Annotated in this window: 22 protein-coding genes and 1 pseudogene; 13 read left to right on the plus strand and 10 right to left on the minus strand. The window is 66.7% G+C overall.

The annotated features are described in order from the left end of the window. The first annotated feature begins 22 nt into the window (after window positions 1-22). The 3 genes from QE389_RS08505 to QE389_RS08515 all read left to right on the plus strand — a co-directional run bounded on the left by QE389_RS08505 (window position 23) and on the right by QE389_RS08515 (window position 4,232). Window positions 23-2,512, plus strand: a complete 2,490-nt coding sequence (locus QE389_RS08505) for a ligase-associated DNA damage response DEXH box helicase (RefSeq protein WP_307366324.1) — start codon at window positions 23-25, stop codon at window positions 2,510-2,512. Then, complete coding sequence (pdeM, locus tag QE389_RS08510; RefSeq protein WP_307366326.1) at window positions 2,509-3,255, plus strand: ligase-associated DNA damage response endonuclease PdeM; 747 nt, start codon at window positions 2,509-2,511, stop codon at window positions 3,253-3,255. Before QE389_RS08505 ends, pdeM begins: the two co-directional genes overlap by 4 nt. 89 nt (window positions 3,256-3,344) lie before the next feature. Next, the gene (locus QE389_RS08515; RefSeq protein WP_307366328.1) at window positions 3,345-4,232 is read left to right on the plus strand and encodes a Ku protein; all 888 of its coding nucleotides are present in this window, start codon (window positions 3,345-3,347) and stop codon (window positions 4,230-4,232) included. Window positions 4,233-4,314: 82 nt separating this feature from the next. On the opposite strand, the gene ligD is transcribed toward QE389_RS08515, so the two are convergent. Further along, window positions 4,315-6,852 carry a DNA ligase D gene (ligD, locus tag QE389_RS08520; protein WP_307366330.1) on the minus strand — a complete coding sequence of 846 codons (2,538 nt, stop codon included), beginning with the start codon at window positions 6,850-6,852 and terminating at the stop codon, window positions 4,315-4,317. Between the two features lie 163 nt (window positions 6,853-7,015). Between ligD and QE389_RS08525 the strand changes: the two genes are divergently transcribed. From QE389_RS08525 to QE389_RS08540, 4 genes are all read left to right on the plus strand, one after another. Continuing rightward, window positions 7,016-7,795 (plus strand): hypothetical protein, encoded by a 780-nt coding sequence (locus QE389_RS08525; protein WP_307366333.1) that lies wholly within the window; start codon window positions 7,016-7,018, stop codon window positions 7,793-7,795. Further along, entirely contained in the window at window positions 7,779-8,579 is an 801-nt protein-coding gene (locus QE389_RS08530; RefSeq protein WP_307366335.1) for a metallophosphoesterase, read from the plus strand. Before QE389_RS08525 ends, QE389_RS08530 begins: the two co-directional genes overlap by 17 nt. A 113-nt stretch (window positions 8,580-8,692) precedes the next feature. Then, window positions 8,693-9,274, plus strand: coding sequence for a biliverdin-producing heme oxygenase (locus tag QE389_RS08535; RefSeq protein WP_307366337.1), 582 nt, complete (start codon window positions 8,693-8,695; stop codon window positions 9,272-9,274). Next, window positions 9,271-11,844, plus strand: a complete 2,574-nt coding sequence (locus tag QE389_RS08540) for an HWE histidine kinase domain-containing protein (RefSeq protein WP_307366339.1) — start codon at window positions 9,271-9,273, stop codon at window positions 11,842-11,844. Before QE389_RS08535 ends, QE389_RS08540 begins: the two co-directional genes overlap by 4 nt. 7 nt (window positions 11,845-11,851) lie before the next feature. Here QE389_RS08540 and QE389_RS08545 read toward each other — a convergent pair whose 3' ends face one another. The 3 genes from QE389_RS08545 to QE389_RS08555 are packed head-to-tail and all read right to left on the minus strand — an operon-like array spanning window position 11,852 to window position 13,898. Further along, window positions 11,852-12,634 (minus strand): DUF1295 domain-containing protein, encoded by a 783-nt coding sequence (locus tag QE389_RS08545; RefSeq protein WP_307366341.1) that lies wholly within the window; start codon window positions 12,632-12,634, stop codon window positions 11,852-11,854. A 56-nt stretch (window positions 12,635-12,690) separates the two neighbouring features. Beyond that, a complete protein-coding gene (locus QE389_RS08550; protein ID WP_307366343.1) occupies window positions 12,691-13,311 on the minus strand; it encodes a ChrR family anti-sigma-E factor in 621 nt (206 codons plus the stop codon). A gap of 17 nt (window positions 13,312-13,328) precedes the next feature. After that, window positions 13,329-13,898: a sigma-70 family RNA polymerase sigma factor gene (locus QE389_RS08555; protein WP_307366345.1), complete on the minus strand. Its 570-nt coding sequence runs from the start codon at window positions 13,896-13,898 to the stop codon at window positions 13,329-13,331. Between the two features lie 136 nt (window positions 13,899-14,034). Here QE389_RS08555 and QE389_RS08560 point away from each other — a divergent pair, with 136 nt between their 5' ends. Genes QE389_RS08560 through QE389_RS08570 form a run of 3 tightly spaced genes read left to right on the plus strand, consistent with a single transcriptional unit; the run spans window position 14,035 to window position 17,357 of the window. Then, window positions 14,035-15,396 carry an NAD(P)/FAD-dependent oxidoreductase gene (locus tag QE389_RS08560; RefSeq protein WP_307368990.1) on the plus strand — a complete coding sequence of 454 codons (1,362 nt, stop codon included), beginning with the start codon at window positions 14,035-14,037 and terminating at the stop codon, window positions 15,394-15,396. Further along, the gene (locus tag QE389_RS08565; protein ID WP_307366347.1) at window positions 15,393-16,166 is read left to right on the plus strand and encodes a DUF1365 domain-containing protein; all 774 of its coding nucleotides are present in this window, start codon (window positions 15,393-15,395) and stop codon (window positions 16,164-16,166) included. Before QE389_RS08560 ends, QE389_RS08565 begins: the two co-directional genes overlap by 4 nt. Before the next feature lie 9 nt (window positions 16,167-16,175). Continuing rightward, complete coding sequence (locus QE389_RS08570) at window positions 16,176-17,357, plus strand: hypothetical protein (RefSeq protein WP_307366349.1); 1,182 nt, start codon at window positions 16,176-16,178, stop codon at window positions 17,355-17,357. Here QE389_RS08570 and QE389_RS14690 read toward each other — a convergent pair. From QE389_RS14690 to QE389_RS08585, 4 genes are read right to left on the minus strand one after another with little or no spacing between them, the layout of a single operon-like run. Beyond that, window positions 17,329-17,667, minus strand: coding sequence for an AsnC family transcriptional regulator (locus QE389_RS14690; RefSeq protein WP_373458303.1), 339 nt, complete (start codon window positions 17,665-17,667; stop codon window positions 17,329-17,331). The two genes, QE389_RS08570 and QE389_RS14690, sit on opposite strands and share 29 nt — an antisense overlap. Further along, window positions 17,664-18,863 carry an amidohydrolase gene (locus QE389_RS08575; RefSeq protein ID WP_307366351.1) on the minus strand — a complete coding sequence of 400 codons (1,200 nt, stop codon included), beginning with the start codon at window positions 18,861-18,863 and terminating at the stop codon, window positions 17,664-17,666. The genes QE389_RS14690 and QE389_RS08575 overlap by 4 nt, the downstream gene beginning before the upstream one ends. 6 nt (window positions 18,864-18,869) lie before the next feature. Continuing rightward, a complete protein-coding gene (locus QE389_RS08580; protein WP_307366353.1) occupies window positions 18,870-19,715 on the minus strand; it encodes an alpha/beta fold hydrolase in 846 nt (281 codons plus the stop codon). 10 nt (window positions 19,716-19,725) lie between these two features. Next, the gene (locus QE389_RS08585; protein ID WP_307366355.1) at window positions 19,726-21,945 is read right to left on the minus strand and encodes a TonB-dependent receptor; all 2,220 of its coding nucleotides are present in this window, start codon (window positions 21,943-21,945) and stop codon (window positions 19,726-19,728) included. A 159-nt stretch (window positions 21,946-22,104) separates the two neighbouring features. On the opposite strand from QE389_RS08585, the gene QE389_RS08590 reads away from it, so the two are divergent. Further along, window positions 22,105-23,154, plus strand: a complete 1,050-nt coding sequence (locus QE389_RS08590) for an AraC family transcriptional regulator (protein WP_307366357.1) — start codon at window positions 22,105-22,107, stop codon at window positions 23,152-23,154. Between the two features lie 143 nt (window positions 23,155-23,297). Here the strand turns inward: QE389_RS08590 and QE389_RS08595 are convergent, their stop codons facing one another. Together QE389_RS08595 and QE389_RS08600 are read right to left on the minus strand one after the other, a co-directional pair. Further along, the gene (locus QE389_RS08595) at window positions 23,298-23,696 is read right to left on the minus strand and encodes a hypothetical protein (RefSeq protein ID WP_307369124.1); all 399 of its coding nucleotides are present in this window, start codon (window positions 23,694-23,696) and stop codon (window positions 23,298-23,300) included. A gap of 36 nt (window positions 23,697-23,732) precedes the next feature. Continuing rightward, window positions 23,733-23,906: pseudogene (locus tag QE389_RS08600) on the minus strand (TetR family transcriptional regulator); the annotation flags it as partial. 92 nt (window positions 23,907-23,998) lie between these two features. Between QE389_RS08600 and QE389_RS08605 the strand changes: the two are divergent. Both QE389_RS08605 and QE389_RS08610 read left to right on the plus strand, forming a co-directional pair. Further along, window positions 23,999-24,766, plus strand: a complete 768-nt coding sequence (locus QE389_RS08605; protein ID WP_307366359.1) for a Coq4 family protein — start codon at window positions 23,999-24,001, stop codon at window positions 24,764-24,766. Between the two features lie 20 nt (window positions 24,767-24,786). Next, the gene (locus QE389_RS08610; protein WP_307366360.1) at window positions 24,787-25,191 is read left to right on the plus strand and encodes a DUF2147 domain-containing protein; all 405 of its coding nucleotides are present in this window, start codon (window positions 24,787-24,789) and stop codon (window positions 25,189-25,191) included. Window positions 25,192-25,381 lie beyond the last annotated feature (190 nt).

A 25,381-nucleotide genomic window follows, 5' to 3' on the forward strand; every position in this document is an offset into this window, starting at 1 on the left:
GAGAACATGCTACACGCCATCCGTGGCAAATACTGATCCCGCAACGCTTCCCCCTCACTTCGCCGATTGGTTCGCGTCGCGCGGCTGGGCGCCCCGACGGCATCAGTTGGAGATGGTCGCAGCGGGCCAGGCGGGATCACACGCCCTGCTGGTCGCGCCGACCGGCGGGGGCAAGACGCTGGCGGGGTTCCTGCCCAGTCTGATCGACCTGGCCGAACGTGGGCCGAAGCCAGCGACCGGGCCGGGGTCCGGCGTTCACACCCTGTATCTGTCGCCGCTGAAGGCCCTGACCACAGACGTCGAGCGCAATCTGATGACCCCGATCCGCGAGATCGGGCTGAACATCCATGTCGAGACGCGCACCGGCGACACCAAACAGTCCAAGCGCCAACGACAGAGGGACTTCCCGCCCGACATCCTGCTGACCACGCCCGAACAGCTGGCCCTGTTCTGCGCCTGGGAGGGCGCGCGGGCCTATTTCGCCGATCTGAAATGCGTCGTGCTGGACGAGGTCCACGCGATCTGGAGCGGCAAGCGCGGCGACCTGCTGTCGCTGGGTCTCGGGCGGCTTCAGAGCTTCGCCCCCGATATGCGCCGGGTGGGGCTGAGCGCCACCCTCGAAGACCCGGATCTGATCCGGCGATGGCTCAGTCCATCGCCGCAGGTCGAGGACGTGATCTTGGTCCGTGGCGACCCCGGCACGCCCGCCGTCATCGACGTGCTGATCTCAGAGGGCAAGGTGCCATGGGCGGGCCATACCGGCCAGCACGCGATCCCCGAAGTCTATGCCGCCATCCAGCGTTCGACCCTGGCCCTGATCTTCGTCAATACCCGCTGGCAATCGGAATTCGTGTTCCAGCAGCTTTGGGCCATCAACGACGAGAACCTGCCCATCGGCCTTCACCATGGCTCGCTGGCGGCGGAACAGCGGCGCAAGATAGAGGCGGCGATGGCGCGGGGCGATCTTCGCGCCGTGGTCTGCACCTCGACGCTGGACCTCGGCATCGACTGGGGCGACGTGGACCTGGTGATCCAGATGGCGGCGCCGAAAGGATCGAGCCGCCTGGTCCAGCGGATCGGCCGGGCCAACCACCGGCTGGACGAACCGTCGCGCGCCCTTCTGGTGCCCGCCAGCCGGTTCGAGATGCTGGAGTGCCAGGCGGCGCGCGAGGCGGTGGCCGACAATGCCTTCGACTGGGAGCCGATCCATATCGGCACGCTGGACACCCTGGCTCAGCACATCATGGGTGTCGCCTGTTCCGAGCCGTTCGACATGCAGGTCCTGTATGACCAGATCACCGGCTGCGGCCCCTATCGCGCCCTGACCTGGGAGCAGTTCGAGGAGGTGGTCGATTTCGTCGCGACCGGCGGTTACGCCCTGCGGACCTACGACCGTTTCGCCCGCATCGTCCGAACGCCGGACGGCCGCTGGAAGGTCAGGAACCAGCAGATCGCCCAGCGCCACCGCATGAACGTCGGCGCCATCGTTTCGGCGGGCACGCTGAACGTGCGGGTCGCCAGCCGACGCGGCGGCGCCGCGCGCCGGCTGATCGGCGGCCGCAAGGTGGGCGAGGCCGAGGAATGGTATTTCGAACAGCTGACGCCCGGCGACACTTTTCAGTTCGCGGGTCAGGTCTGGGCGTTTCAAGGCATCACCGGGACCGACGCCCTGGTCACGCACGCCAATGACAAGGATCCCAAGATTCCGTCCTGGGGCGGGTCCAAGTTCCCGCTGTCGACGTCCCTGGCGGACCGGGTGCGCGACATGGTGCACGACCGCGACCACTGGCGCGTCCTGCCGCCCGACGTGCAGGAATGGCTTGGGCTGCAGGAGACGCGGTCGGTCATTCCCGACGCCGAATCCATGCTGGTCGAGACCTTCCCGCGCGGCAGCCGGCATTTCCTGGTCGCCTATCCGTTCGAGGGCAATCTGGCCCACACCACCCTGTGCATGCTGCTGACCCGGCGGCTGGACCGGATGGGCGTGGGACCGCTGGGCTTCGTCGTCACCGACTATTCGCTGGCGATCTGGTCGATCAAGCCGATGGACGGGATCGATCTGGACGCCCTGTTCCAGCCCGACATGCTGGGCGACGATCTGGAAGCCTGGCTGGAGGAAAGCTTCATGATGAAGCGCTCCTTCCGCAATTGCGCCCTGATCTCGGGCTTGATCGAACGCCGCCAGCCCGGCGCCGAGAAGACCGGCCGGCAAGTGACCTTCTCCACCGACCTGATCTACGACGTGCTGCGCCGCCACCAACCCGACCATCTGCTGCTGAAGACCGCCCGCGCCGACGCCGCGTCGGGCCTGCTGGATGTCGGGCGCCTGGGCCAGATGCTGACGCGGATCGAGGGCCGCATCCGGCATCAGCCCCTGACGCGACCGTCGCCCTTCAGCGTGCCGGTGCTGGTCCAGATCGGGCGCGAGCGGGTGGGCGGGGACGCCGCCGAGATGATCCTGGACGAAAGCGCCGAAATGCTGATCGCCGAGGTTCTGGAAGACGACGCATGAACGCGGCCCTGCGACAATCCCTGTCGCGCCGGCCTTGCGGCGGGTTGAACGTGCAGGTGGCGGGCGAGCCGTGCGTGCTGCGCTGTTCAGGGGCGATGTGGCTGCCGGCCCGGCGCGTGTTGATCGCCGCCGACCTGCACCTGGAGAAGGGTTCGGCCTTCGCCGCGCGGGGCCAGATGCTGCCGCCCTATGACAGCCGCGCGACCCTGGACCGGCTGGCGGGCGAGATCGCCGAACTGGACCCGGCCGTGGTCGTCCTGCTGGGCGACAGCTTCCACGACACCCGCGCCCTGGCCCGCATGGCCGAGGACGACCGCCGCCGCCTCGATGTCCTGGCGGAAGGCCGCACCTGGCTGTGGCTGGAAGGCAACCACGACCGCGACGCCCTGAACCGAAGCAAGGCTCAGGACGTGGGGCTGCCTGGCATGGTGATTGGCGACCTGTCTCTGGGCGATCTGCGCCTGACGCACGAGCCGGAGCCCCGCACGGATCAGGACGCCCGTTTCGGCGAGGTGGCGGGCCACCTGCACCCCGCCGCCCGCGTGGCCGCCTATGGCTCGGGCGTCTGGAGGCCCTGTTTCGTGACGGACGGATCGCGGATCGTCCTGCCGGCCTTTGGGGCCTTCACAGGCGGTCTGAACGTGCGCGATCCGGTCGTCGCCGGCCTGTTCGCCGCCCCGCCGATGGCCGCCGCCCTGGGCCGCGACCGCGTCCACGCCCTGGACTGGAAGGTGCTGCGCTAGAGCCTGATTCAAGCGTGACTCAGGCGTCAGGCGGCAACGGATCGGCGGCTCGGCGCGTTGGTCGCGGATCGAAGCGCGCGGAGACCGCCATGCCCGGACGCACCCCCGGCCGCCCCCTGTGGCAGGGCCATCTGAAACTGTCGCTCGTGACCTGCCCGGTCGCCCTCTATCCCGCGACCAACTCCAGCGCCCACGTCAGCTTTCACTTGATCAATCCCGACACCAACAACCGCATCCGCATGGTCCCCACCGACCCCGACGCGGGACCGGTGGAGCGATCGGACCTGGTCAAGGGCTATGAGGTGTCCAAGGACGAATACGTCCTGTTCAGCGACGCCGACTTCGACAAGGTCCGGCTAGACAGTACGCGCACCATCGGCATCGACCAGTTCGTGGACGTGGCCGACATCGACCGGGTCTATTGGGACGCCCCCTTCTATGTCGTGCCCGACCAGGGAGTGGGGGTGGAGGCCTTCGCCGTCATCCGCGACGCGATGAAGTCGGCCGGAAAGGTCGCCATCGGCAGCCTGGTCCTGCGCGGACGCGAACGCCAACTGGCCCTGGAGGTGCGCGACAAGGGGCTGATCGCCTGGTCGCTGCGGTCCCACGAAGAGGTGCGCGACGCCGACGACTATTTCGACGACATCCCGTCGGTGAAGGCCGACAAGGACATGGTCGAGATCGCCGGCCGGATCATCGCCCAGAAGGAAGCCCCGTTCGATCCGTCCAAATTCGTCGATCGTTACGACGACGCCCTGCGCGCCATGATCAAGGCCAAGCAGAAGGGCGGCAAGGGCGTGGTCGCCGCGCCCGAACCGGACGACACCAATGTCATCGACCTGATGGCCGCTCTGAAAAACAGCCTGAAGGGCGCCGCCCGTCCCACCGCCAAGGCGGTCGCGCCGAAGAAGACGGCTGCGAAGAAGGCCGCGAAGCCTGCCGCGCGCAAGAAGACCTCGGCGGGCAAGGCGGCCTAGAGTCCGCGTCCTTCCGAGGCGTCCGGCAGGGCGAACCCCGGGGGGAAGATTTCCGGGGATCAGGATTTCGCGCCCAGGCGGCTTAAAGTCGGAGGGCTTTCAACGCCGGCCGCAGGCTGGCCTCGGCCTTGCGAAAATCAGCCCAAGGGTCGGGCTTTTTCAGCAGCTTGTCCGCCTCGGGCAGGGTGAAGACGCGGGGATCGAGGCCCGCCTTCACCTGGCTCCAGCCGATCGGCATGGCCAGGGGCGCGCCGGGCCGCGCGCGCGGCGACCAAGGCGCGACCGCCGTGGCCATCCGCCCGTTCCGCAGATAGTCGATGAAGATCTTCCCGCCTCGCGCCTTCTTGGCCAAGGTGGTGGTGAAACGCTCGGGCGCGTCCTGACGCATGGCTTCGGCCACGGCCTTGGCGAAAGCCTTGCACTGGTCCCAGTCCACCCGGCTGCGGCTGTCGGAGCGGATGGGCGCCACGACATGCAGCCCCTTGCCCCCGGTGGTCTTGACGAAGGGCGTCAGACCCAGATCCTCCAGCCTGGCCTTCACCGCCTTCGCCGCTGCGATCACGGCGGCGAAATCGACGGCCGTGTCGGGGTCCAGGTCGAATGTCACCTGGTCGGGCGTCTCTGGGTCGTCGGGCCGGCAGCCCCAGGGATGCAGCTCCAGCCCGCCGGACTGGGCCAGGGCGACCAGGCCGCCCACGTCCGTCACCCCGACATAGGGTTGGCGATCCCCCACCTCGAACCGCTTCAGGCGCGGGCCGCCGCCGGGCCCTGCGTGGCGCTGGAAGAAGGTCTGGCCCGCGATGCCGTCGGGCGCGCGGATGATCGACAGGGGCCGGTCGCCGACATGGGCCAGAAGCCGCGCCGCCGCCTTTTCGTAAAAAGCCGCAAGCTCGACCTTCGTCACCTCGGGCGTGCGATCCGTGGCCGGCCACAACACCTTGTCCGGATTGGACAGGGTCACGCCCGCGACTACGGTGCGGCCTGACCGGGTCGTCGTCGGAGCCTGGGGCCGGGCCGTCACCTCGTTCGCCGTCTTGTCTTCGCGCAGGCCCTTGAACGCCGCCTGACGCAGCGCCCCCGCCTCGGTATAGCCCCCGTGCTCCACCTCCGCGATCAGGATCGGCTTGACCCAATGGACCCCGCGCCCCGACGGCGCCGTCCGGCCCACGAAAGGCGACGCATCGGCTGCCGCCGCCTCCAAGGCCGGGCGCAGCGTCTTCATCAGGGCGGCGGAATAGCCCGTGCCGACCCGGCCCAGATAGGTCAGGCCGCCCCCCTTCATCGTCCCGACCAGAAGGGAGCGGAACCGCCCCGCCTCGGACGACCAGCCACCGATCACCACCTCGTCGCGCCCTCGGCATTTCGACTTCACCCAGGTTGCGGACCGGCCCCCGCGATAGGGGGCGTCCAGCTGTTTGGAGATCACCCCTTCCAGGTCCATGCGGCAGGCGCTTTCCAGCACGGCCTGACCCGAGGCGCCGAAGTGATCGACATAGCGCAGGCGTCCGCGCGCCTTGGCCGGGACGCGATCGACCAGAGCCTCCAGCCGGGCCTTGCGGCGCGCCAGGGGCAGGTCGCGCAGGTCTTCGTCCCCGTCCCGCAGCAGGTCGAAGGCGAAGAAGACCAGGCTCCCCGTCTTCTGTTCCGACAGGGCCGTCTGCAAGGCCGAAAAGTCAGGAGCGTTCTCCGCGTTCAGGGCGCAGACCTCGCCGTCCCACACGCCCTCGGGCCAGGCGGCGGCGTCGCGCGCCAGTTCCGGGAAACGGTCGCTCCAGTCCAGACCCTTGCGTGTATAGAGCCGCGCCTGGCCGCCGCCGGTCGAAATCTGGATGCGATAGCCGTCGAACTTGATCTCATGGACCCAGCCCGCGCCGCCGGGCGGATGGTCGGCGGTCTTGCAGAGCTGCAACGGCAAAAAGGCGTGCGGCCCCGACGCCTTCTTCCTGGCTGTCGGCTTGGCCGCCGGCTTCGGTTTGGGCGCCGATTTCGCCTGGGTCCTGGCGGCCCCGGCCTTGGGCCGCGTCGGCCAGCTGACGTTCCCGGCCGCGATCTCGGCCAGCGTGCGGCCCGTAGTCACCGAGGCGTCGATCTCCATATTGGCGTCGCCCTCGCCGGGGACGGCATGCTCGTCCTTTTCCTTGATCAGCAGCCAGTTGTTGCGCTTGGACGGCTTGCCGCGATCGGACTTCAGCCGCACCAGGGCCCAGCCTCCGGACAGCCGCTCCCCGTCCAAAGTCATCTTCAGGGAGCCGCGCTTCAGCGCCGCCTCCACGTCCGGCTCCTGCGGGGTCCAGGCCCCCCGATCCCACAGCTGCACCGTGCCGCCGCCGTAGTCGCCTTGAGGGATCGTCCCCTCGAACGTCCCATAGGCCAGGGGGTGATCCTCAACCTCCACCGCCAGCCTTTTGACGGCCGGATCGCGCGACGGCGCCTTGGTCACGGCCCAGGACTTCAGCACTCCGTCGTGTTCGATGCGGAAGTCGTAGTGCAGGCGCGTCGCGGCGTGCCGCTGGATCAGATAGGCCCCGCCCTCGCCCTTGGTCCGCCCTTGTTTCCCGCGCGGCTCGGCGGTGCGGTTGAAGTCGCGTTTGGCGCGGTAAGGCGCCAGCTTGTCGGACATCCACCCCTCCGTGGGTCATCGCCTTGCGTCGCTCGTGAGACCCAACGTCGCGCCGTCGCTAAGGCTCCCGCTTTGGCGGAACCCGGGGGCGCCGGCGTCGTTCAGATCGGGTTCCACAGCCAGACCCATCTCGGCGAAGGCGCGCTGTTTCAATGAGTTCGCCATGTCCGACACCGTCGCCGCCCCCGCTTTCGAGCCCCCGCCCGACGCCCAGGAATTCTATGCCGAATCCCTGCGCCTGCTGAAGGAAAGCGGCATTCCATTCCTGTTGTCGGGCACCTATGCGGTCGCCGCCTACACCGGCATCCGACGGCCGACCAAGGACCTGGACGTCTTCTGCAAGCCGGGCGACTATCCCCGCATCCTGGCCTTCTTCCAGGCGCGCGGTTATCGCACCGACGTCGAGGACGAACGCTGGATCGCCAAGGTCTGGAAGGACGAGAAACACTTCTTCGACGTCATCTTCGCCATGTCGAACGGCACGATCGCCGTGTCCGACAGCTGGTTCGGGGACGACACGATCGACGTCTATGGCCACACGGTCGGCATCACCCCGCCGACCGCCCTGATCCTGTCCAAGGTCTTCATCCAGGATCGTTACCGCTACGACGGCGCCGACGTGAACCACGTCATCCTGAAACAGGCCGACGCCATGGACTGGAAGTCGCTGCTGAACCAGATGGACCTGTACTGGGAGGTGCTGATGGCGCACCTGCTGAACTTTCGCTTCGCCTATCCGACCGAGCGCGACAGCGTGCCCGCCTGGCTGATGACCGAACTCAGCGAGCGGCTCCAGGCCCAGGTCGATCTGCCGGCGCCGCGCGTCAAGGTCTGTCGCGGCCGCCTGTTCAGCCCGCGCGACTATGTGGCCGACATCTCCGAATGGGGCTTCGGCGATGTGGTCGGCAAGGGTCTCGAGGAACGTCATGACCCCGTCGCCTGATATGCCGGCCGAACCCGCAGCCTCACCCGCAGGCCAGACGCCCCAGCCCGGCATGGACGCCGGACCCGGACAGCGGCTGCGCGTCGCCGCCGTCGGCGACCTGCACGTCGGCGAGACGACCCAGCGCGTCTACCGCGACCTGTTCGAGCGGGTGCATGAAGACGCGGACGTGCTGTGCCTGTGCGGCGACCTGGTCAATTTCGGCAAGAGTGTCGAGGTCGAGAATCTGCTGGAGGACCTGCGCGCCTGCCGCATTCCCATGGTCGGCGTCCTGGGCAATCACGAACACGACTGCGGCCAGCCGGAAGAGGTGACACGCCTGTTGACCGACGCCGGCGTCCGGATGCTGACCGGCGAAGCCTACGAGATCGAAGGCGTCGGCTTCGCGGGCGGCAAGGGCTTCGTCGGCGGCTTCGGCCGCTACATGCTGAGCTCCTTCGGAGAGACCTCGATCAAGACCTTCGTTCAGGAGGCGGTGGAGGACGCCAATCTGATCGAGAACTCGATCCGCACCCTGCGCACCGAACGCAGCGTCGTCCTGCTGCACTATTCGCCTGTTGTCGACACGGTGGTCGGCGAGCCGCCAGAGATTCATCCCTTCCTGGGCTCCTCGCGCCTGGCCGAGGTCATCGACCGCTACGAAAACGTCAAGCTGGTGGTCCACGGCCACGCCCATCGCGGCGCGCCCCAGGGCCGCACGGCGCGCGGCGTGCCCGTTTACAACGTCGCCCTGCCGGTCCTTCGCACCCTGAGCGACACGCCCTACCGCGTGTTCGAAATTTGAGCGGCGGACATTCGGCGCGTCAGATATTTCTTAGCTGCAACAAGACTTTGTCCTGTACCGTACACAAGATAACGCAGCGTTGCCTTGCAGGCGCGTTCTGCTAGACGAAGGAGATGAGAGGTTCGTTCCAAGAGCAATTCGGCCTGGGCGAACCGCCTGTTCACGCCCGTCAGGCGCTGCGTGAGGCGACACGTCCCGACCATGATGCGGTCGACGCCGCCTTCTCTCGCTACGACCTGACCCATGCGGACGGTTACGCAGATTTCCTGGCGGCCCAGGCCCGGGTGTTCGCCCCGGTGGAGACGGCTTTGGACGCCGCCGGCGTCGAGGCCCTGGTCCCCGATTGGCCTCTGCGCCGGCGCGCGGATCGCCTGTCGGACGATCTCGCGCGTCTGGGTCGGCCGACCGTCTTCGGCGACATCGACCTGCGCCTGACCGGCCCCGCCGCCGTCCTCGGCGCGCTTTACGTGCTTGAAGGCTCGCGTCTGGGCGGCGCCCTTCTGAGCCGCAGCGCGCCCCAGGGCGCGCCCACCCGCTTTCTGATCGACGACGACCGCGCCGCCCGCTGGCGCGCCCTGGTCGATTTGATCGACCGACGCCTGACCCGCCCCCAGGATATCGACGACGCCGTGACGGCGGCCCGTGCGGTGTTCCAGATTTTTCTGGCCGCCGCGCAGCGGGAACACGGCCAATGACCGATTCACCTTTTGGATCGGTCGATCTGACCAACTGCGACCGCGAACCGATCCATCTGCTGGGCGCGATCCAGCCGATCGGCTTCCTGCTCGTCCTCACTCAGGACTGGATGGTCGAACGCGCCTCCGCCAATATCGAGGAATTCCTTGGGCTGACCGCCCAAGAGGTCATAGGCCGCCCTCTGGACGGCCTGTTCGACGACGAGGCCATTCACACGCTGCGCAATCGCGTGACCATGCTGCGCGGCGTCGATGCGGTAGAGCGGATGTTCCACCACCCGCTGATGCCGGGCCGGCCCCCGTTCGACATCGCCGTTCATGTGTCGGACGGCCGTATCGTCATCGAGGCCCAGCCTTCCAGCGAACTGAGCGGCGACGCCACCAACACCGTCCGCTCCATGATCGCCCGCCTAGATCAGGCGCCGGACCTCATGCGCTTCCTCGACGAGGGCGCGCGCCTTGTCCGCGCCCTGACCGGCATCGACCGCGTCATGATCTATCGCTTCGCCGAGGACGGCTCGGGCGAAGTGGCGGCCGAATCCGCCAAGGCCGGAATCGGCAGCTTTAAGGGCCTTCATTATCCGGCCAGCGACATCCCGCGTCAGGCCAGGGAGCTCTACCGGCGGAACCTGCTGCGCATCATCTGCGACATCGAGGCCGCACCCGTGCCCGTCCTGCCGGCCCGCGACGGCGAGGGGCGTCTGCTGGACCTGTCCCTTTCGGTGCTGCGCAGCGTCTCGCCGATCCACATCGAATATCTGCGCAACATGGACGTGCGCGCCTCCATGTCGATCTCGATCATCGTGGACGACAGGCTGTGGGGGCTGTTCGCCTGCCACCACTACAGCCCGATGGCGCCCAGTTTCGAGCGCCGCTCGGTCTATGAGCTGCTGGCCCAGATGTTCTCGATGCGGCTGGAGAGTCGGGAACGCAAGGAATTGGTCGAGTTCGAACGTCGCGCGCGCGACATCGCCGACCAGCTGCTGGGCGCCGTAGCCTCCGACGACACCCTGTTGAACGATCCGGACTGGCTCAGCGAAATCCTGACCAGCGCCATTCCGGCGGATGGGGTGGGCGTCTGGATCAACGGCAGCCACGCCTTCTCGGGCGTCACGCCCGACGCCGGCACCTTCCGCCGCATCGTCGCCAGACTGACCGAGATCAGCCCCGACCGCGTCTATGGCGCCGACCAGATCAGCCGCCTGGTTCCCGACGCGCCGCCGTCCGAGGCGGCGGGCCTCCTGGCCATTCCGATCTCTCGCGCGGCGCCGAACTTCGTCATCCTGTTCCGACAGGAGCTGATCCGCTCTGTCAGGTGGGGCGGCGATCCGCACAAGCCCGTCGAATACGGCCCCAACGGCCCCCGGCTGACCCCCCGCGCCAGTTTCGAGGAGTGGAAAGAGACGGTCGTGGGCCGGGCGCGCGACTTCTCCGCCTCGGAAAAGCGCGTCGCCGAGACCCTCCGCGCCACGCTGATCGAGGTCGTGCTGCGCATGGCCGACGAGGCCACCATCCAGCGCCAACAGGCGAACGAGCGGCAGGAATTGCTGATCGCCGAACTGAACCACCGGGTCCGCAACATCCTGGGCATCATTCGCGGCCTGATCCGCCAGTCCAAGCCGCACGACAACTCCATCGAGAGCTTCGTCACCATGGTCGACGGCCGAATCCACGCCCTGGCGCGCGCCCATAATCAGATTACGGACGATCACTGGGGACCTGCCCCGCTGCAGGCTCTGATCGACGCCGAAGCCGCCGCCTTCCTGGCCGAGGGGCCGGAACGGATTCGTTCGACCGGCGGCCACGTTCTCCTGAACCCCCAAGCCTATTCGACCATGGCCCTGGTCATCCATGAGCTGGTTACGAACTCGGCCAAATACGGCAGCCTGTCCGACAGCGGACTGGTGGACATCGACTGGCGGTTCAACCCTGCGGGCGATCTTCTGGTCGAATGGCGAGAGCAGGGCGGACCGCCCGTCAGGCCCCCGTCGCGCAAGGGCTTCGGCTCCACCATCATCGACCGTTCGGTGCCCTATGACCTGGGCGGCGAGTCTAGCATCGACTATCCGCCGGAAGGCGTGATCGTGCGCCTGCGCATTCCGGCCCGTCACGTCTCGGAACGCGGGCGCGATCAGGCGCGCAGTATCCGTTTTCCCCGCACCTCGATCGGCCACCCGACCCCGCCCCCCACGACGATCCTGAAGGGGCAGCGCATGCTGCTGGTCGAGGACAGTCTGATCATCGCCATGGACGCCGAAGACGTGCTGAACCGCCTGGGCGCCGCCTCGGTGCTGACCGCCTCCACGGTCGATGCGGCCCTGGACTTCATCGCCGCCTCGCCCCCCACCCTGGCCGTGCTGGACATCAACCTGGGCGACCACACCAGCTATCCGGTCGCCAATCGGCTGAAGGAACTGGGCGTGCCCTTCCTTTTCGCCTCGGGCTATGGCGAGCAGGCCAAGCTGCCGGCGGCCCACGCCGACCGCCCCATACTGCAAAAACCCTATACGCTGGAAAATGTGGCCCGGGCCCTGGACGCTCTGGTCGCCCCGGACGCCGCCGAGGACTGAGCTCCTCTCAGCGCGCCTTGGGCGGCCAGGGCAGGAAGCGCGACACGCGGGCCTGATAGGCGCGGTAGGCCTGGGGCCGGGATTTCAGCATCTGGGCCTCCAGCATCGGTACGCCGCTGACATGGTTCAGCAGCCACCACATAAGGATCGGCGCCAGCAGCGAAAGCCAGCCGAAGACATAGCCGTCGGCCAGGGCCATGATCGGCCACGCCAGCCACACCGTCCATTCGAAGAAGTAGTTCGGGTGCCGGGACCAGGCCCACAGTCCCGTGTCGGCCACCTTGCCCTTGTTCGACGGATTTCGGCGGAAGGCGGCCATCTGACGATCCGCCAGAGCCTCGCCCCCGACCGCGACCAGGACGATGATCGCCGCCAAGGCGTCGCGCCATCCCAAGACCGCCTCAGGGCGAACGGCCGCCGCGCGCACCGATGTCGCCAGGACGACGACCGTAGCGGCCTGGATCATCAGAAACCCCCAAGCCTTCAGTTCCCAGCCGCCCCATTCCTTCTTGAAGTCCTCGTAGCGCGGGTCGGGCGTGTTGGACCGCGCGGTCCTGAGGGCGATATAGCCGCCCAGCCTCAGCGCCCACAGGCCGATCAGCAACGCGGCCAGCCCCTGGCGCGTCCAGACCGCTTCAGGCGCGGGCCACAGAGCCGCCAGGGCGCCGATCGCGCCGACGGACAGGGTCCAGACCACGTCGGTCCAGCCGCCATCCCCCGCCAGACGCACGATCAGCCAGGCCAGAGTCAGGGCGACCGCCGCCAGGATCGCGCAGACGATCAGAACCAAAACGCCGTCTCCTTCGCTTGGGAAACCCGACCCGCGAGGGACGGTTGCGGATGCGCCTACAATTTGACGAAGGGCTGGAGAACCTTGCCCAGCCAGCCGTCCAGCAGGATCTGACCGTCCAGGGCCGCCACGCACAGACAAGCCTCATCCGAGATCACGCGCGGCTGGTGCAGGGTTTCGTGATCCGCCTCTTCCAGATCGCCGACGTCGAACCGTTCGTCCTCGACGGCGTAGGCGCCGGACAGGACGCAGGTAAGCTCCACCCCGCCGTGGGTGTGTCGCGGCATGACGCGGCCGGGCTGGATGTCCAGCAGTATGACGCGGCAATCCCCGTCGCGGGGCGCGTGGACGTCACGGATGCGCACGCCTGGCCCCCTCCAGCGCCAGGGCCCCAGGGCGTAGCGCCGCAACGGCTCGGGCAGTTGCGGCATGTCGTTCAGCGGGCGCGGCGTCTGGACCACGCCGGCGTCTGTCTCGGCGCGCGCCATGATCCGGGCCAGGGCATCCGAGGCCAGGGGTTCGGGGTCCACGTCGTCCAGCATCCGTCCGCCCACAGCCTGCAAGGTGCGAGCGAAGGCCGCCGCACGCGGCCGCAGCGCAAGGTGCGCGGCCACGACCACCGCCTCGGGCGGGCTCAGCGTACCGGCCGCATAGGCCAGCAAACGGTCGTCGGACACGGTATGGCGCGCCAAAGTCATTGCGGACCTCGCAGCGGTTCCAGGGCGATGCGGAGCTTGATCATGGCCTTGCGGATGCGGGACTTCACGGTTCCCAGAGGAAGGTTCAAATGACGGGCGATCTCGGAATGGGTGTCGCCTTGGAAAAATGCCAGGCGCAGCACCTCGATATGATCGGGCGACAACTGGCGCAGGGCGGCGTTCAGCCGAGCCGCCTCCTCGGCTCCCGACAACAGGTCGTCAGGGCGTTCGGGCTCCTCGGGCAGAAGGCTGAACTCGGGCGCGGGGGGCTGGCGCGATTCCTTGCGCAGCATGTCCAGGCGCCGGTTGCGCGCAATGGTGAAAATCCAGGTCGCCGCGCTGGCTCTTGTCGGATCGAACAAATCGGCCTTGCGCCAGACCGTCAGCATGGCGTCCTGCGCGAAATCCTCGGCCGCGCTGGCCGTGGCGCCGGCCCGCATCAGATAGGCCTTCAACCGAGGTGCGAAATAGCCGAACAGCCGGGCGAAAGCCTCTCGGTCGCGGGTCATCGCCACCGCCTGGATCAGACGGCTGTTCTCGTCTCCGGCGCCCGTCGAGGCGCTCATGGTTCGAAGTTCCGGCGATGCGAAGACCGTTTCATGCATGGCTTTTATACGCGACTTGGCCGAATCCGGATTGCGGCATCCGAGCGTCGGCGCGCGACGTATCGAAACGGAAAACATGACGGGAGTTTCCATGCCGATGACAGGCCAATCGACCGCGCGCCCCTCGACCGCGCGCGCAGGCGAAGACGGCCGCCCGCTGCGGATCGCCGTCGTCGGCTCTGGCATATCGGCGCTGTCGTGCGCCTGGCTGTTGTCCCGGCGCCATGAGGTGACGGTCTATGAACAGGCCGACCGTCTGGGGGGCCACACCAATACGGTCGAGGTCCAGACCGCAGCCGCCGCAACGCCGGTCGATACGGGCTTCATCGTCTTCAACGACGCCACCTATCCCAATCTCGTGGCCCTGTTCGACCATCTTGGCGTCCAGAGCCGGGCCACGGACATGTCCTTCGCCGTCTCCCTGGACGAAGGGCGTTTCGAATACGCCGCCCCCGCCCTGTTCGCCCAGCGCCGCAACGCCTTCCGCCCGCGCTTCTGGAACATGTTGCGCGAGATTCTGCGCTTCTACCGCATGGCCCCGGCGCAGTTGTCGTCTCTGAGCGATCCCAACCTGACCTTGGGCGACTATCTGAAGCGCGAGGGCTTCAGCGAGGCGTTCCGCGACGATCATCTGCTGCCGATGGCCGCCGCCATCTGGTCCTCGCCCGCCCACACCTTGCTGGACTATCCGGCCGAGAGCTTCATCCGTTTCTGCGGCAATCACGGTCTGCTGAATCTGACAGGCCGTCCCGTCTGGCGCACGGTCCAGGGCGGCAGCCGGACCTATGTGGCCCGGCTGGTCCAGGATCTGGGCGACGGGATTCGCCTGTCACGCGGCGCGGCGCGGGTCCGGCGACTGGACGACGGGGTCGAAGTTCTGGATTCCCACGGCGGAATCGAGCGTTTCGACCACGTCGTCATCGGCGCCCATGCCGATCAGGCCCTGGCCATGCTGGCCGAACCGACGCCGGCCGAACGTCTCTTGCTGGGCGCCTTCCGTTACAGCCGCAATCTCACCGTTCTACATTCGGACGCCGGCCTTATGCCGCGTCGGCGCCGCGCCTGGGCGGCCTGGAACTATATCGGGGTCGAGGGCGGCCTGTGCGTCAGCTATTGGATGAACCGGCTTCAGGGCCTGACTGGACCCGACCTGTTCGTCACCCTGAATCCGCCGCGCCCGCCCCGACCCGAGATGCTGTTGCGCACTGAAATCTACGAACACCCCATCTTCGACCCGGCCGCCGTCCAGGCGCAGAAAATGTTGTGGAGCCTCCAGGGCCAGGGCGGCGTATGGTACTGCGGCGCCCACTTCGGCGCGGGTTTTCACGAGGACGGCCTCCAATCCGGCCTCGCGGTCGCGGAACAACTGGGCGGCGTGCGTCGTCCATGGACCGTCGCCGACGAAAGCGGACGCATCCATATCGCGCCCACCGCTGTCGACCTGGCCCGCGCGGCGTGATCTCGGCCCTCTATCGCGGCGAGGTGATGCATCGGCGGCTGCGTCCGCGCGAGCATCGGCTGCGGTATCGGGTGTTCTGGCTGCTATTGGACCTGGGCGAACTGGAGGCCATCGATCGCCGCCTGCGGCTGTTCTCGCGCAACCGTTTCAACCTGCTGGGCTTCCACGACCGCGACCACGGCGACGGCTCCGAAATCCCGCTGCGGGATCAAATCCTGGCTCATCTGGACTGCGCAGGCGTCGACATCGGCGACGGCGCCATACGACTCCTGACCATGCCGCGCATCCTCGGCTACGTCTTCAACCCCATCAGCCTGTATTACTGCCATGCTCCGGATGGTCGTCTGGCGGCGGTGATCTATGAAGTGACCAGCACCTTCGGCCAGCGTCACGCCTATGTTCTGCCGGTCGCCGATGAAGACGCCCGTGGCGGCCGCTTTCGTCAGGGTGCGGCCAAGGCGCTCCACGTCTCCCCCTTCATGGGGATGGACATGCGCTATGCCTTTCGCGGCCATGCGCCGTCGGAGCGGTTGGACCTCGCCATCGATGGTTTCGACAGCGAGGGCCTGCTGATCGTCGCCGCGATGAAGGGGCGTCGCCGGCCTTTGACGGACGCCGCCCTGCTGGAAGCCGCGCTATCGATGCCGGCCCTGACACTCAAGGTTGTCGGCGCCATTCATTGGGAGGCGTTGAAGCTCTGGCTGAAACGAACGCCCTTGCACCCGGCCCCGCCGTCTTCCACTCTTGGCGACCGTGAACGCCGTGTTTGAAGGCCGTCCTTGCCGAATATCGACCTGGGTCATCTGCCGCTGGGCCACCTCGGAGCGGGCCGCACGGAACAGTTGGAACGGATCGCCCAGGCCGGCCTGGTGCGTCAGGGCCGCGTTTTCCTTCTGTCGTTCGACGCCATCCGCAAGGAGCTGGGCGACCGCTGGCCCAACCGTGAAGAGATCGTCTGGCAAACGTTCGAACGCGACCTCGCCCGCGCCCTGCCTCCGCCCGACCAGTTCCTTCGCCTCAACGAGACGACCATCATCGCGGCGATCGCCTCGGCCGACGCCTACGCCGGCCAGGTCAAATGCGCGGAGGTCTTCCGTCAGGTCCTGGCCTTCTTCCTGGGCCGCAATCAGGACAGCGACCTGTCCATGGCGCGCGTTTCGTCCCTGACGGCCCAGGCCGTGGTCGCTGAACAGATCGATCCGGCCGCGCCGCCGCCGCCCCCGCCCCCGCCAGCCGCCACGAACGAAAGGGCCGCAGCCGCCTGGCCTACCAACTGGATTCCGCCCCTGGAGTCGCGTCGGACCCGCACGACCTTCGTGACCGAACGGGACGGCCCGGCCGACATCGACCTTTGGGTCAGTCCTGTCTGGCGTCTGGATCTCGGCCTCGTCGGCGCCTACGCGGTGCGGCGCGGCCTGCCACGCGGCCTGGAGACCTTTACCGATCGGGACCTGTCGGCCATCGATCTTGGCGTCGCCGACTTTCTCGAACCGATCATGCAGGACTATCGGCGGAACGGCGCCGCCTTCGCCATCTTCTGCCCCTTCACCTTCACCACGATGTCGGCGCGGGGGTCGCGTCTGCGCCTCCTGGACCGCTGCGCGCCCTTCATCGAGGTCATGGGCAAAGCCGTCGTACTTGAGATCGATGGCCTGAGGCTCGGCGCGCCCGACAGCCGCATCAGCGACACCCTTTCGATGTGTCGCCCCTTCGGCCGGGTGCGGATGGTGTCGATCCACGACCCCCAGTCCTCTGAAATACTGTGGGCCGATCACGGGGCGGGGGGCGTGGCCCTCGACGCCGACGGTTTCACCCAGCGCCAGGCCGAGGCCGCCGCCGCCCGCGTCCGCAAGCGCCGCTCCAACATCCTGGTTCACGCTGTCCCCCCGACCTGGAGCCGCGACAGCCTGGCGGCCAACGGCGTCACCCACATCACCGAGGCGCGCCAGACAGCGGAATGAGCGATCCGCTCAGGGCCCTCTTCCGGTCGTTCCCGTCCACCGAGAACACGACTAGAAGTCGTGATCGCGCGCGATCGCAAAGACGTTGGTCGGGGTCATTGCCTGCAAGGCGAAGCGGACGCCTTCGCACGAACCAGGGAGCACGAACCAGGGAGATGGCGCTGAGCGGCGCCCACTCGCAGGGCTTGGCCGCCGCAGTCTTCGCGTTGCGAGACAGACCGACGCGATGGGCCAGGGTCTGAACCGGCAGCCGGGCGTCCTTGGTCAGTTCGGCGACAAGACGACGGCCGATGGCGTCCAGCGCGCTCACGCCGTCTGCATGTCCTCGAAGAAGGTCTCGACCAGAGCGGTCCAGAAGGCGACGCCCGTTTCAAGGGCGGCGTCGTTGAAGTCGTAGCGGGGATTGTGCAGCAGACATCCGCCCGTCCCCGGCCCATTCCCAAAGCCCAGATAGGCGCCCGGCGTCCGTTCCAGCATGAAGGCGAAGTCTTCCGACCCCATGATGGGCGCTATATCCGTCGCAACACGGTCTTCGCCCACGGCGCGACGCGCGGCCCGCGCCGCCAGATCGGTTGAGGCGACATCGTTCACCAGCGCGGGATAGCGTTCCTGGTAATCCAGGATGACCTTTACGCCGTAGGCGGTCTCCACCCCTCTGCAATGCGCCTGCATCCGACACCGAATCTCTTCGATCACCGGGCGCTCGAACCAGCGCAGGGAGCCGCCCAGCGTCACCACATCGGGCAGGACGTTATGCGCCGATCCGCCTGCGATCATCGTTACCGCCAGGAGAGCGGCGGCGCTGGCGGGCGTCTGACGCGGCACGATGGTCTGAAACCCCATGACCAGGGCGGCGGCCGCGACAACAGCGTCCCCGCCGACCGCGGGAAACGCCGCATGGCCGCCTTCGGCCTCGACGCGGACGTCGAAGGTGTCAAATCCCGCCAGCATGGCCCCGGCGCGCGTGATGAAACGACCGATCTCCAGATCGGGCATATTGTGAAGGGCGAAGACCTGGCGGACGGGAAAGCGGTCGAAAAGGCCCTGCTCCACCATGCGTCGGCCGCCGCCCTCGTTCTCTTCCGCAGGCTGGAAGATGAAGACGATGTCTCCGGGGAACGGGCCGCGCGTTCTCGTCAGATCGACGATGCGACGAGCCGCGCCCAGCAAAAGCGCCGTGTGGCCGTCGTGACCGCAGGCGTGCATGACGCCGGAATGTTTCGACCGATAGGCGATCTCCGTCGCTTCTTCGATCGGCAGGGCGTCCATGTCCGCACGAAGACCGATGGCGGGGGCCTGCGTCCCTTCCGCGCCGCGCAGCACGCCGATCACACCGGTTTCGGCGATCCCTTCGTGAACCTCCAGCCCCCAGGTCCGCAGGCGTTCGGCGACGAAACCGGCGGTTCTGCGTTCCTGAAACGCCAGTTCAGGATGGGCGTGGATATCCCGCCGCCACTCGACGATCTCGCCGCCATGCCGAGCGAACCAGTCCCGCGTTTCAGACATGGCGCCTCAACCTTCGATGTCGCGCAGAAAACACGCGAGTTCGGCCGCGAACAGGGCGGGGTGTTCGAAGAAGGGCGCGTGACCCGCCGGCAGAAGCTGGACCGCGTCTCGCCACAGCCGTCCCCACGCCAGGCTCTGAAGAACCTCGACATGCAGGAAGGGATCTTCCTCGCCTTGAAGAACGGCGATCGGGCCATCCCATCCGGCGACCACCGAACGCTGATGAAAGCCGTCTTGCCCCTTGAGCCAATTGGCGGAAAAGGTCGCCCGCAATCGTCCGTCGGTCCTTCGCGCATCGACCAGAAACGCCTCCGGCTTGGCCCGTCGACCGCCGTAGAGCGCCTCGACATAGGACTGCAGCATCGCCTCCGGCGGCTCTTCCATAAAGGCGACAGCCATGACCTCGGTGTCACGGAAAGACCCCGGCAGTTCGTCATGGCCCGGTCCGCACGGCGGCGTGCCCGTCAGGACCAGGCCGGACATGGCCATGCCCTGACCGATGGCCTCGATGGCGATGTGTCCCCCCAACGACCAGCCCAGCACCACCGGCGCCGGGAGCGCCAGCCGCTCGACCGTCTCGGCGACGATCCGAGCCATCGCGGGGATGGTGTAGAAGGTTTGCGGGTCGCGCGCGTCCTCGGACTCTCCGCAACCGGGTAAATCCAGGGCGACCAACCGTCGACCGTCCAGAGCGGGTTCGACCATAAGGTCGGCGAAGGCCGCCTTCGAGGCGCTGTTTCCGTGGACCAGGACAAGGGGCGCGCCTTCCCCCGGACGATTCCAGACCGCGATGCGGCCCGCCGCCGTTTCCACGTCGCGCGCTTCGACGCCGGCGGGAAGCGCAGAACTCATCGTCATGCCCTCAGAATCGCGCCGTCAGGGTCAGGCCGAAGGTGCGGGGTTCGCCATAGGCCGTGGTCTTCAAGACGCCGATGGCGGAACGATCGTCCATATAGGTCTCATAGGCCTCGTCTCCGACGTTCTTGACCCAGGCGAAGGCGTCCCAGCGGCTGGTTCTCAGACCGAAACGAAAGTCCACCACGCTGCGCGCGTCCCCCTTGAAACGATCCGAATTGGTCGCCTCGTAATAGACCTCCGATTGACCGCTGAAATCGATGCGCGCCACCAGTTCACCCAGAGAGACCGGCCAGACCTGTTCGGCCGAGGCGTGAACCGTGAACCTGGGCGCTCCGATCACGCGCTTGCCCGAACAGTCCGCCGAACCGCCGCCCAGCGACGTCGGCACGCTGCAGTTCTCGAAACGATCGTAGGTCGCGTCCGTGTATCCGCCGGAAAAATCCAATCGCAATCCTTGCGCAACGAAGGCCGTCAACTCCAGCTCCGCCCCGTTGATGGTCGCCTTGCCCGCGTTGCTGAGCGTGACCCCCGAGCCCAGCAGTTGCGACACCTGAAGGTCGTCGTAGCGTGTGGTGAAGACGGCGGCGTTCACGCGCAAACGCCGGTCGAACAGGTCGCTCTTCACCCCCGCTTCGCCGCTAGTGGCGCTCTCCGGCCCCGCCGACAGTCCATTGACGGAACTGACCAGATCGACGTTGAAGGCCGCGCTCTTGAAGCCCTTGGCGATCCGTCCGTAAAGCAGGATGGAAGGCGTCGCCTTGTACGAGAGAGAGACCGTCGGCGACAGATCGCCGTCGGACGCATCAGCAGCATAGTTCAGCGTCGGCAGACCCAGCAGGCTGAAGACGCCAGCCTGATCGTTCTGTCCGAACTGGACCGTCTTGTCCTCCTTGGAATACCGCAGGCCGAGCGAACCGCTCAGGCGGTCGCTGAAGTCGTGGTCGATGTCGCCGAACAATGCGTAGCCTTCGGACTTGACCGAGCCGATGGTGGTGAGGCCGGGGTTCCCGGGAATGCCGAACCCCGCCCCCAAGGTCAGTATGCGATCCGTATCCACCTTCTGATTGTAGGCGTAGGCGCCGACCGTGTAGCGACTCTTCGGGCCCAATCGGCCGGCAAGGCGCAGTTCCTGGGAGAAAATCTCCGTCGTGTCGCTCCACAGGTCCGAAGACAAATAGTCGACCTGGTTTTGATCGTCGTCCAGAGAAGCGTCGTATCGGCTTCGCCGCCAGGCCGTGATCGACGTCAGGGCTCCCAGCGCCACATCCTGCTCCGCCGTCAGCGAGAGGCCATAGTTGTCCCGCGTCAAGCTGTCTGGACGGTTGTTGTCGATCCTATGCGGCGTCGTCTTCTGGGTCACGACATCGGCGCTGGTGTAGCCGGCGAGATCGACCACCTGGAAGAAGGCCGGATGTCCCCGATCATTCAGCCCGTCGAACGACAGTACGATCTTGGTCGTGTCTCGCGGCGTATAATAGAGCGACGCGCGATAGGAGGCGGTGTCGATGGCGTCCCCGTTCTGCCCGCCCGACAGATTTTCATAGACCCCGTCGCGTTTGACGTAACCCGCCGCCAGCTTGAACCCGAACTGATCCGACAGGGGCCCCATCACATAGGCTTGCAACCGATAGAGATCGTAGTTCCCGACCTCGACCCGTCCCTCGCCCTGCAGGACGTCTCCCGGTGATTTCGTGGCGATGTTGAAGACGCCGGCGATGGTGTTCTTGCCGAACAACGTCCCCTGCGGCCCACGCAAGACCTCGATCCGGTCGATGTCGATCAGTTCCTGATTATAGGCCTCGGGCCGCCCCAGATAGACGCCGTCCACATAGAAGCCGACGCCGGATTCGACTCCGATATTACGCACCAGGGTCGAAATGCCCCGAATTCCGACCTGCCCCTGCAAGGTTCCCGCGATCCCGCCGCTCATGGCCACGTTCGGCAAACGTTGGGTCAGGCCCTGGATGTCGTTGACGCCCGCCGCCTGCAACTGCTCGCCCGTCGTGACGCTGATGGAGGCGGGAACGTCCTGCGCCCGTTCCGCCACCTTGCGCGCGGTGACGACGATGTCCTCGACATGACCGACGACAGGCGGCGACGCCGTCGCCTCCTGGGCGACAGCCTGTCCTCCCGCCGCCAGAACGCTTGCCACCAGAACACTCGCCGCGACCCCGCCCATCAGCAGCCGACGACAGTCTTCCGAATAACTAAGATGCCGCTTCATAGTCGAACCCCCGTTCCGAAGGCCGAACGATGATGCGGATGACGGGCGCGTGTCTTTTGCCCGGCGCACTGAGTTTTTTGGAATGCGCAGTCTTTGTCGTTTTTCGTTGTCTTGACGGAAGGGCCATGATCCTCTTGTCGCCGTGGATGGAGGGCGGCCATGACGCACCAGTTCCATTGGGGCGGATCCCAAGATCTGTCGGAAGCGTTTTCCGGCCTCGGCGTCTTGACGACAGATGGCGACGAGGCCGCCACCCTGTCTCGTATCCTGCTGGACGCCCAGGACGGAACCGGCTTCATCGAATACTACTGTGGCGACGATCTTAGGATCATGATCTTCAACTGCGCGTTCCGTCGGCGCCGCGCCTTCGAGGTTCACGACGGCGATTGGGTGCGGCTGAACTTCAGCCTGGACCTGACGATCGATATGACGTTCGGCGGCGCGCTCACCGTCCATGAGCTTGAGCCGTCATGGCGCCTAATCCGCATGCCCCAAGCGCAGAACGTCGTCGAGGTCGTGCCCGCCGACGCGCGCCTGCAATGGGTGACGATATGCTGCAAACCCGAACGCCTGGCCCAGCTTTGCGGGGTAACGCCCGACGATCTGCCTTTCCGTCTCAACGGCGCCCAGACCGCGGACGACGACGTCATCTACCGCCCCTTTCCGCTCAGCCCGCCCTTGAAGACGCTGACCTCTCACGTCATCGGCGGACTGCGGCCTCGGGGCGGACTGGCCCGGTCCTATCTCGCCCGCAAGGCCGACGAACTGATGATCCTGGCGCTCGACCACCTTCTGCACGACCATGATCTGAACAGCTTGCAGGTTCGGCTCAGCGAGCGCGACGTCGAGGCTTTGCATGTCGCTCGCGACATTCTGGACCGACAGATGGCCGCACCTCCCACGGTCAAGGCTCTAAGCCAGCGTGTCGGCGTCAACCGAAACAAACTCTTCTACGGCTTCAAGACCCTCTTCGGCGTCAGCGTTGCGGAATATGTCCAGGAACAGAGGATCAACCTGGCCCACCACCTCGTCACAACGACCGACGCGCCTTTGTCGGACATCGCCAACAAGGTGGGCTTTCGCTATCAATGCAATCTGTCGACCGCGTTCAAAGCGCGCTATCAGACCACGCCGCTCGCCCTGCGACGCAAAGGCGGCTTCAGAGCGTCTGTCGAAAACGGTTCCCCGCGACCGACGACGTCGGGCTGACAGAGCGGGCATTGCGTCGGGTTCGACTTGATCGCGCCAAAGGGCGACATGCAGGTGGAAAAAATTCCTACCTGCCGAAGCGACCCACAGTCTTCACACCTGACATCGGTGGCTTAGGCACGAAGAGCGTCATGCTCAGGGATTCACCGTTCCGCCTTCAGCAGAAAATAGGGCAGCAGGCCCGCGACGACCTTTCGGCTGGCATCGTCCTCCTGATCGAGCATGTCTCGGAGGGGCGCGCCGATCAGGGCGTCGCCGAATGCGCTCAGGGCGATGAACAGAACGGCGGACGAGAGCTGATTGCGGGAGGGATTGGACGGGTCGCCCAGTTTGTCCTCGATGGCGTGAACAAGGTTGTTTACGGCGGCCCTGACTGGTTCGAGATGGGTGAGATCGCCTTTGAGAACAATCCAGGCGGCCAGCTTTCCCGCCCCGCCTTCCGCGAAGGCGTCAAAAACGGCGTTGATGAGTTCGAGCGGCGCGCCTTCGTCTGTCCGCAGGCGCGCGATCGCCGTGTCCAGCGCATTGGACAGGTCCGCCACCATCGACCCCATGAGCGCCGACTGAAGACCCTCGGCCGATCCGAAATGGTGGATCAGATTGGCGTGCGTCACGCCCAGATCATCGGCCACAGCCTTGAGGGTGACGGAATCCGGCCCCCCTCCCAGCAGCCTTGCACGGGCGGACGCCAGCGCTTCCAGCCGGGCCTCATCTGGAGTGCGTCGGCGACGACGGACACGCTCTATTGACATCGTTGTTAATTACAGTCATGTAGATAGAAGATTGGTTAAGCGCACCGACAGGGAGAGAGCAAGTGACGGCGGAACTATTGATCGACGATGCGATGGCGCCTGTAGCCGCGCCTGCGCCGACGCGAACGGCCGGTCGGCTCAAACCCCGGCGCGTCCAGCCGTTCCGCGCCTTGCGCGCGCTGCGTCGCCTGATCGCCGACAAGGAAGACACCGCTCAGGTGTTCGAGATCATGAACGCCCTGGCTGGGGGGTCCGTCCGGCGCGGCTATCACAGGATGCTGGAAGAGGCCGAAGGCTCTCGCCAAGCCTTCCTCATGGTTGAACTGGCGGATCGTCTGCAAGACCGCGCCTGGCTGGAATCCCTGCCCCCCGGTTCGGTGGGCCGCGCCTATCTGGACTTCATCGACGAACGCAATCTGTCGGCCTACGGCTTGGCCGGGGAGAGCCGAAAAGTCGCCGATACGGACATCGAAGCCGCCCATCCCTATGCCTGGTATGCGCGCCGCCTGCGCGACGTTCATGATCTATGGCACATCCTGACCGGCTATCGCACCGACGCCTTGGGCGAGGCCTGCGTGGTCGCCTTCTCCCTGCCGCAGACGCGCAGCACCGGATTTGGGCTGATCGCGGCGGGCGTCGCCGTCGAAGCGGCCCGGGCGCGCACGGGTTATCCCTGCGCCCGCGCCATTCTTCAGGCCTGGCGCCGGGGACGGCGAGCGGCCTGGTTGCCAGGACTGGATTACGAGGCGCTGATGGCCGAACCGCTGGATCAGGCCCGCGCCCGCCTGGGTCTGGGCGAAACCACGCTTTACGATCAGATTCCCGTCGAGGTTCGCAACACCCTTCTGGTCGCGCCCTAATGCTCCGCGTTGCGGGCGCCGTGATCCTTGGTCTGGCGGCGGTCGACCCGGCAGCGGCGCAGGAGAGCCCGCTCCTGGGTCGGTGGCGCACCGCCGTCCAAGGCGGCGTGGTCGAAATCCACAGGTGCGGCGCGGCGCTTTGCGGTCGCGTCGTCGATGCGGCGCGCCTGCGGCGCAATCCGGATCAGACGGATGTCCGCAATCCCGATCCGGCCCTGCGATCCCGTCCCCTGCGCGGCTTGCGGGTTCTGGACGATTTTACGGGCGGTCCCACGACTTGGAGCGGCGGCTCGCTCTATGATCCGGCCAGCGGACAGCGCGCCGGTCGGGGCAGTCTGACGTTGGTCGAGGGCGGACGGCTTTCGGTGCGCGGCTGCATCGCGCCCCTCATGTGCCGCACCCAGACCTGGACCCGATCGCCTTAGGGCGACAGGTCACGCTATGGCCCGACCGGCGGCGTGGTCGGTGAAGATGCAGCCCCTCAGAAAGCTGCCGTCATAGGCATCGCCCGAATTCGCCACTCGGTCCGCCTTCACGCTGCTCCGTTCTCAGGCGGCGATCAACCAACATCGCTGTCAATAGGTATTGACATGTCGGTGAGTAGTGCGAAGTTGG

Origin of the sequence: Brevundimonas sp. SORGH_AS_0993 (assembly GCF_030818545.1) — a bacterium.
GTDB lineage: Bacteria > Pseudomonadota > Alphaproteobacteria > Caulobacterales > Caulobacteraceae > Brevundimonas.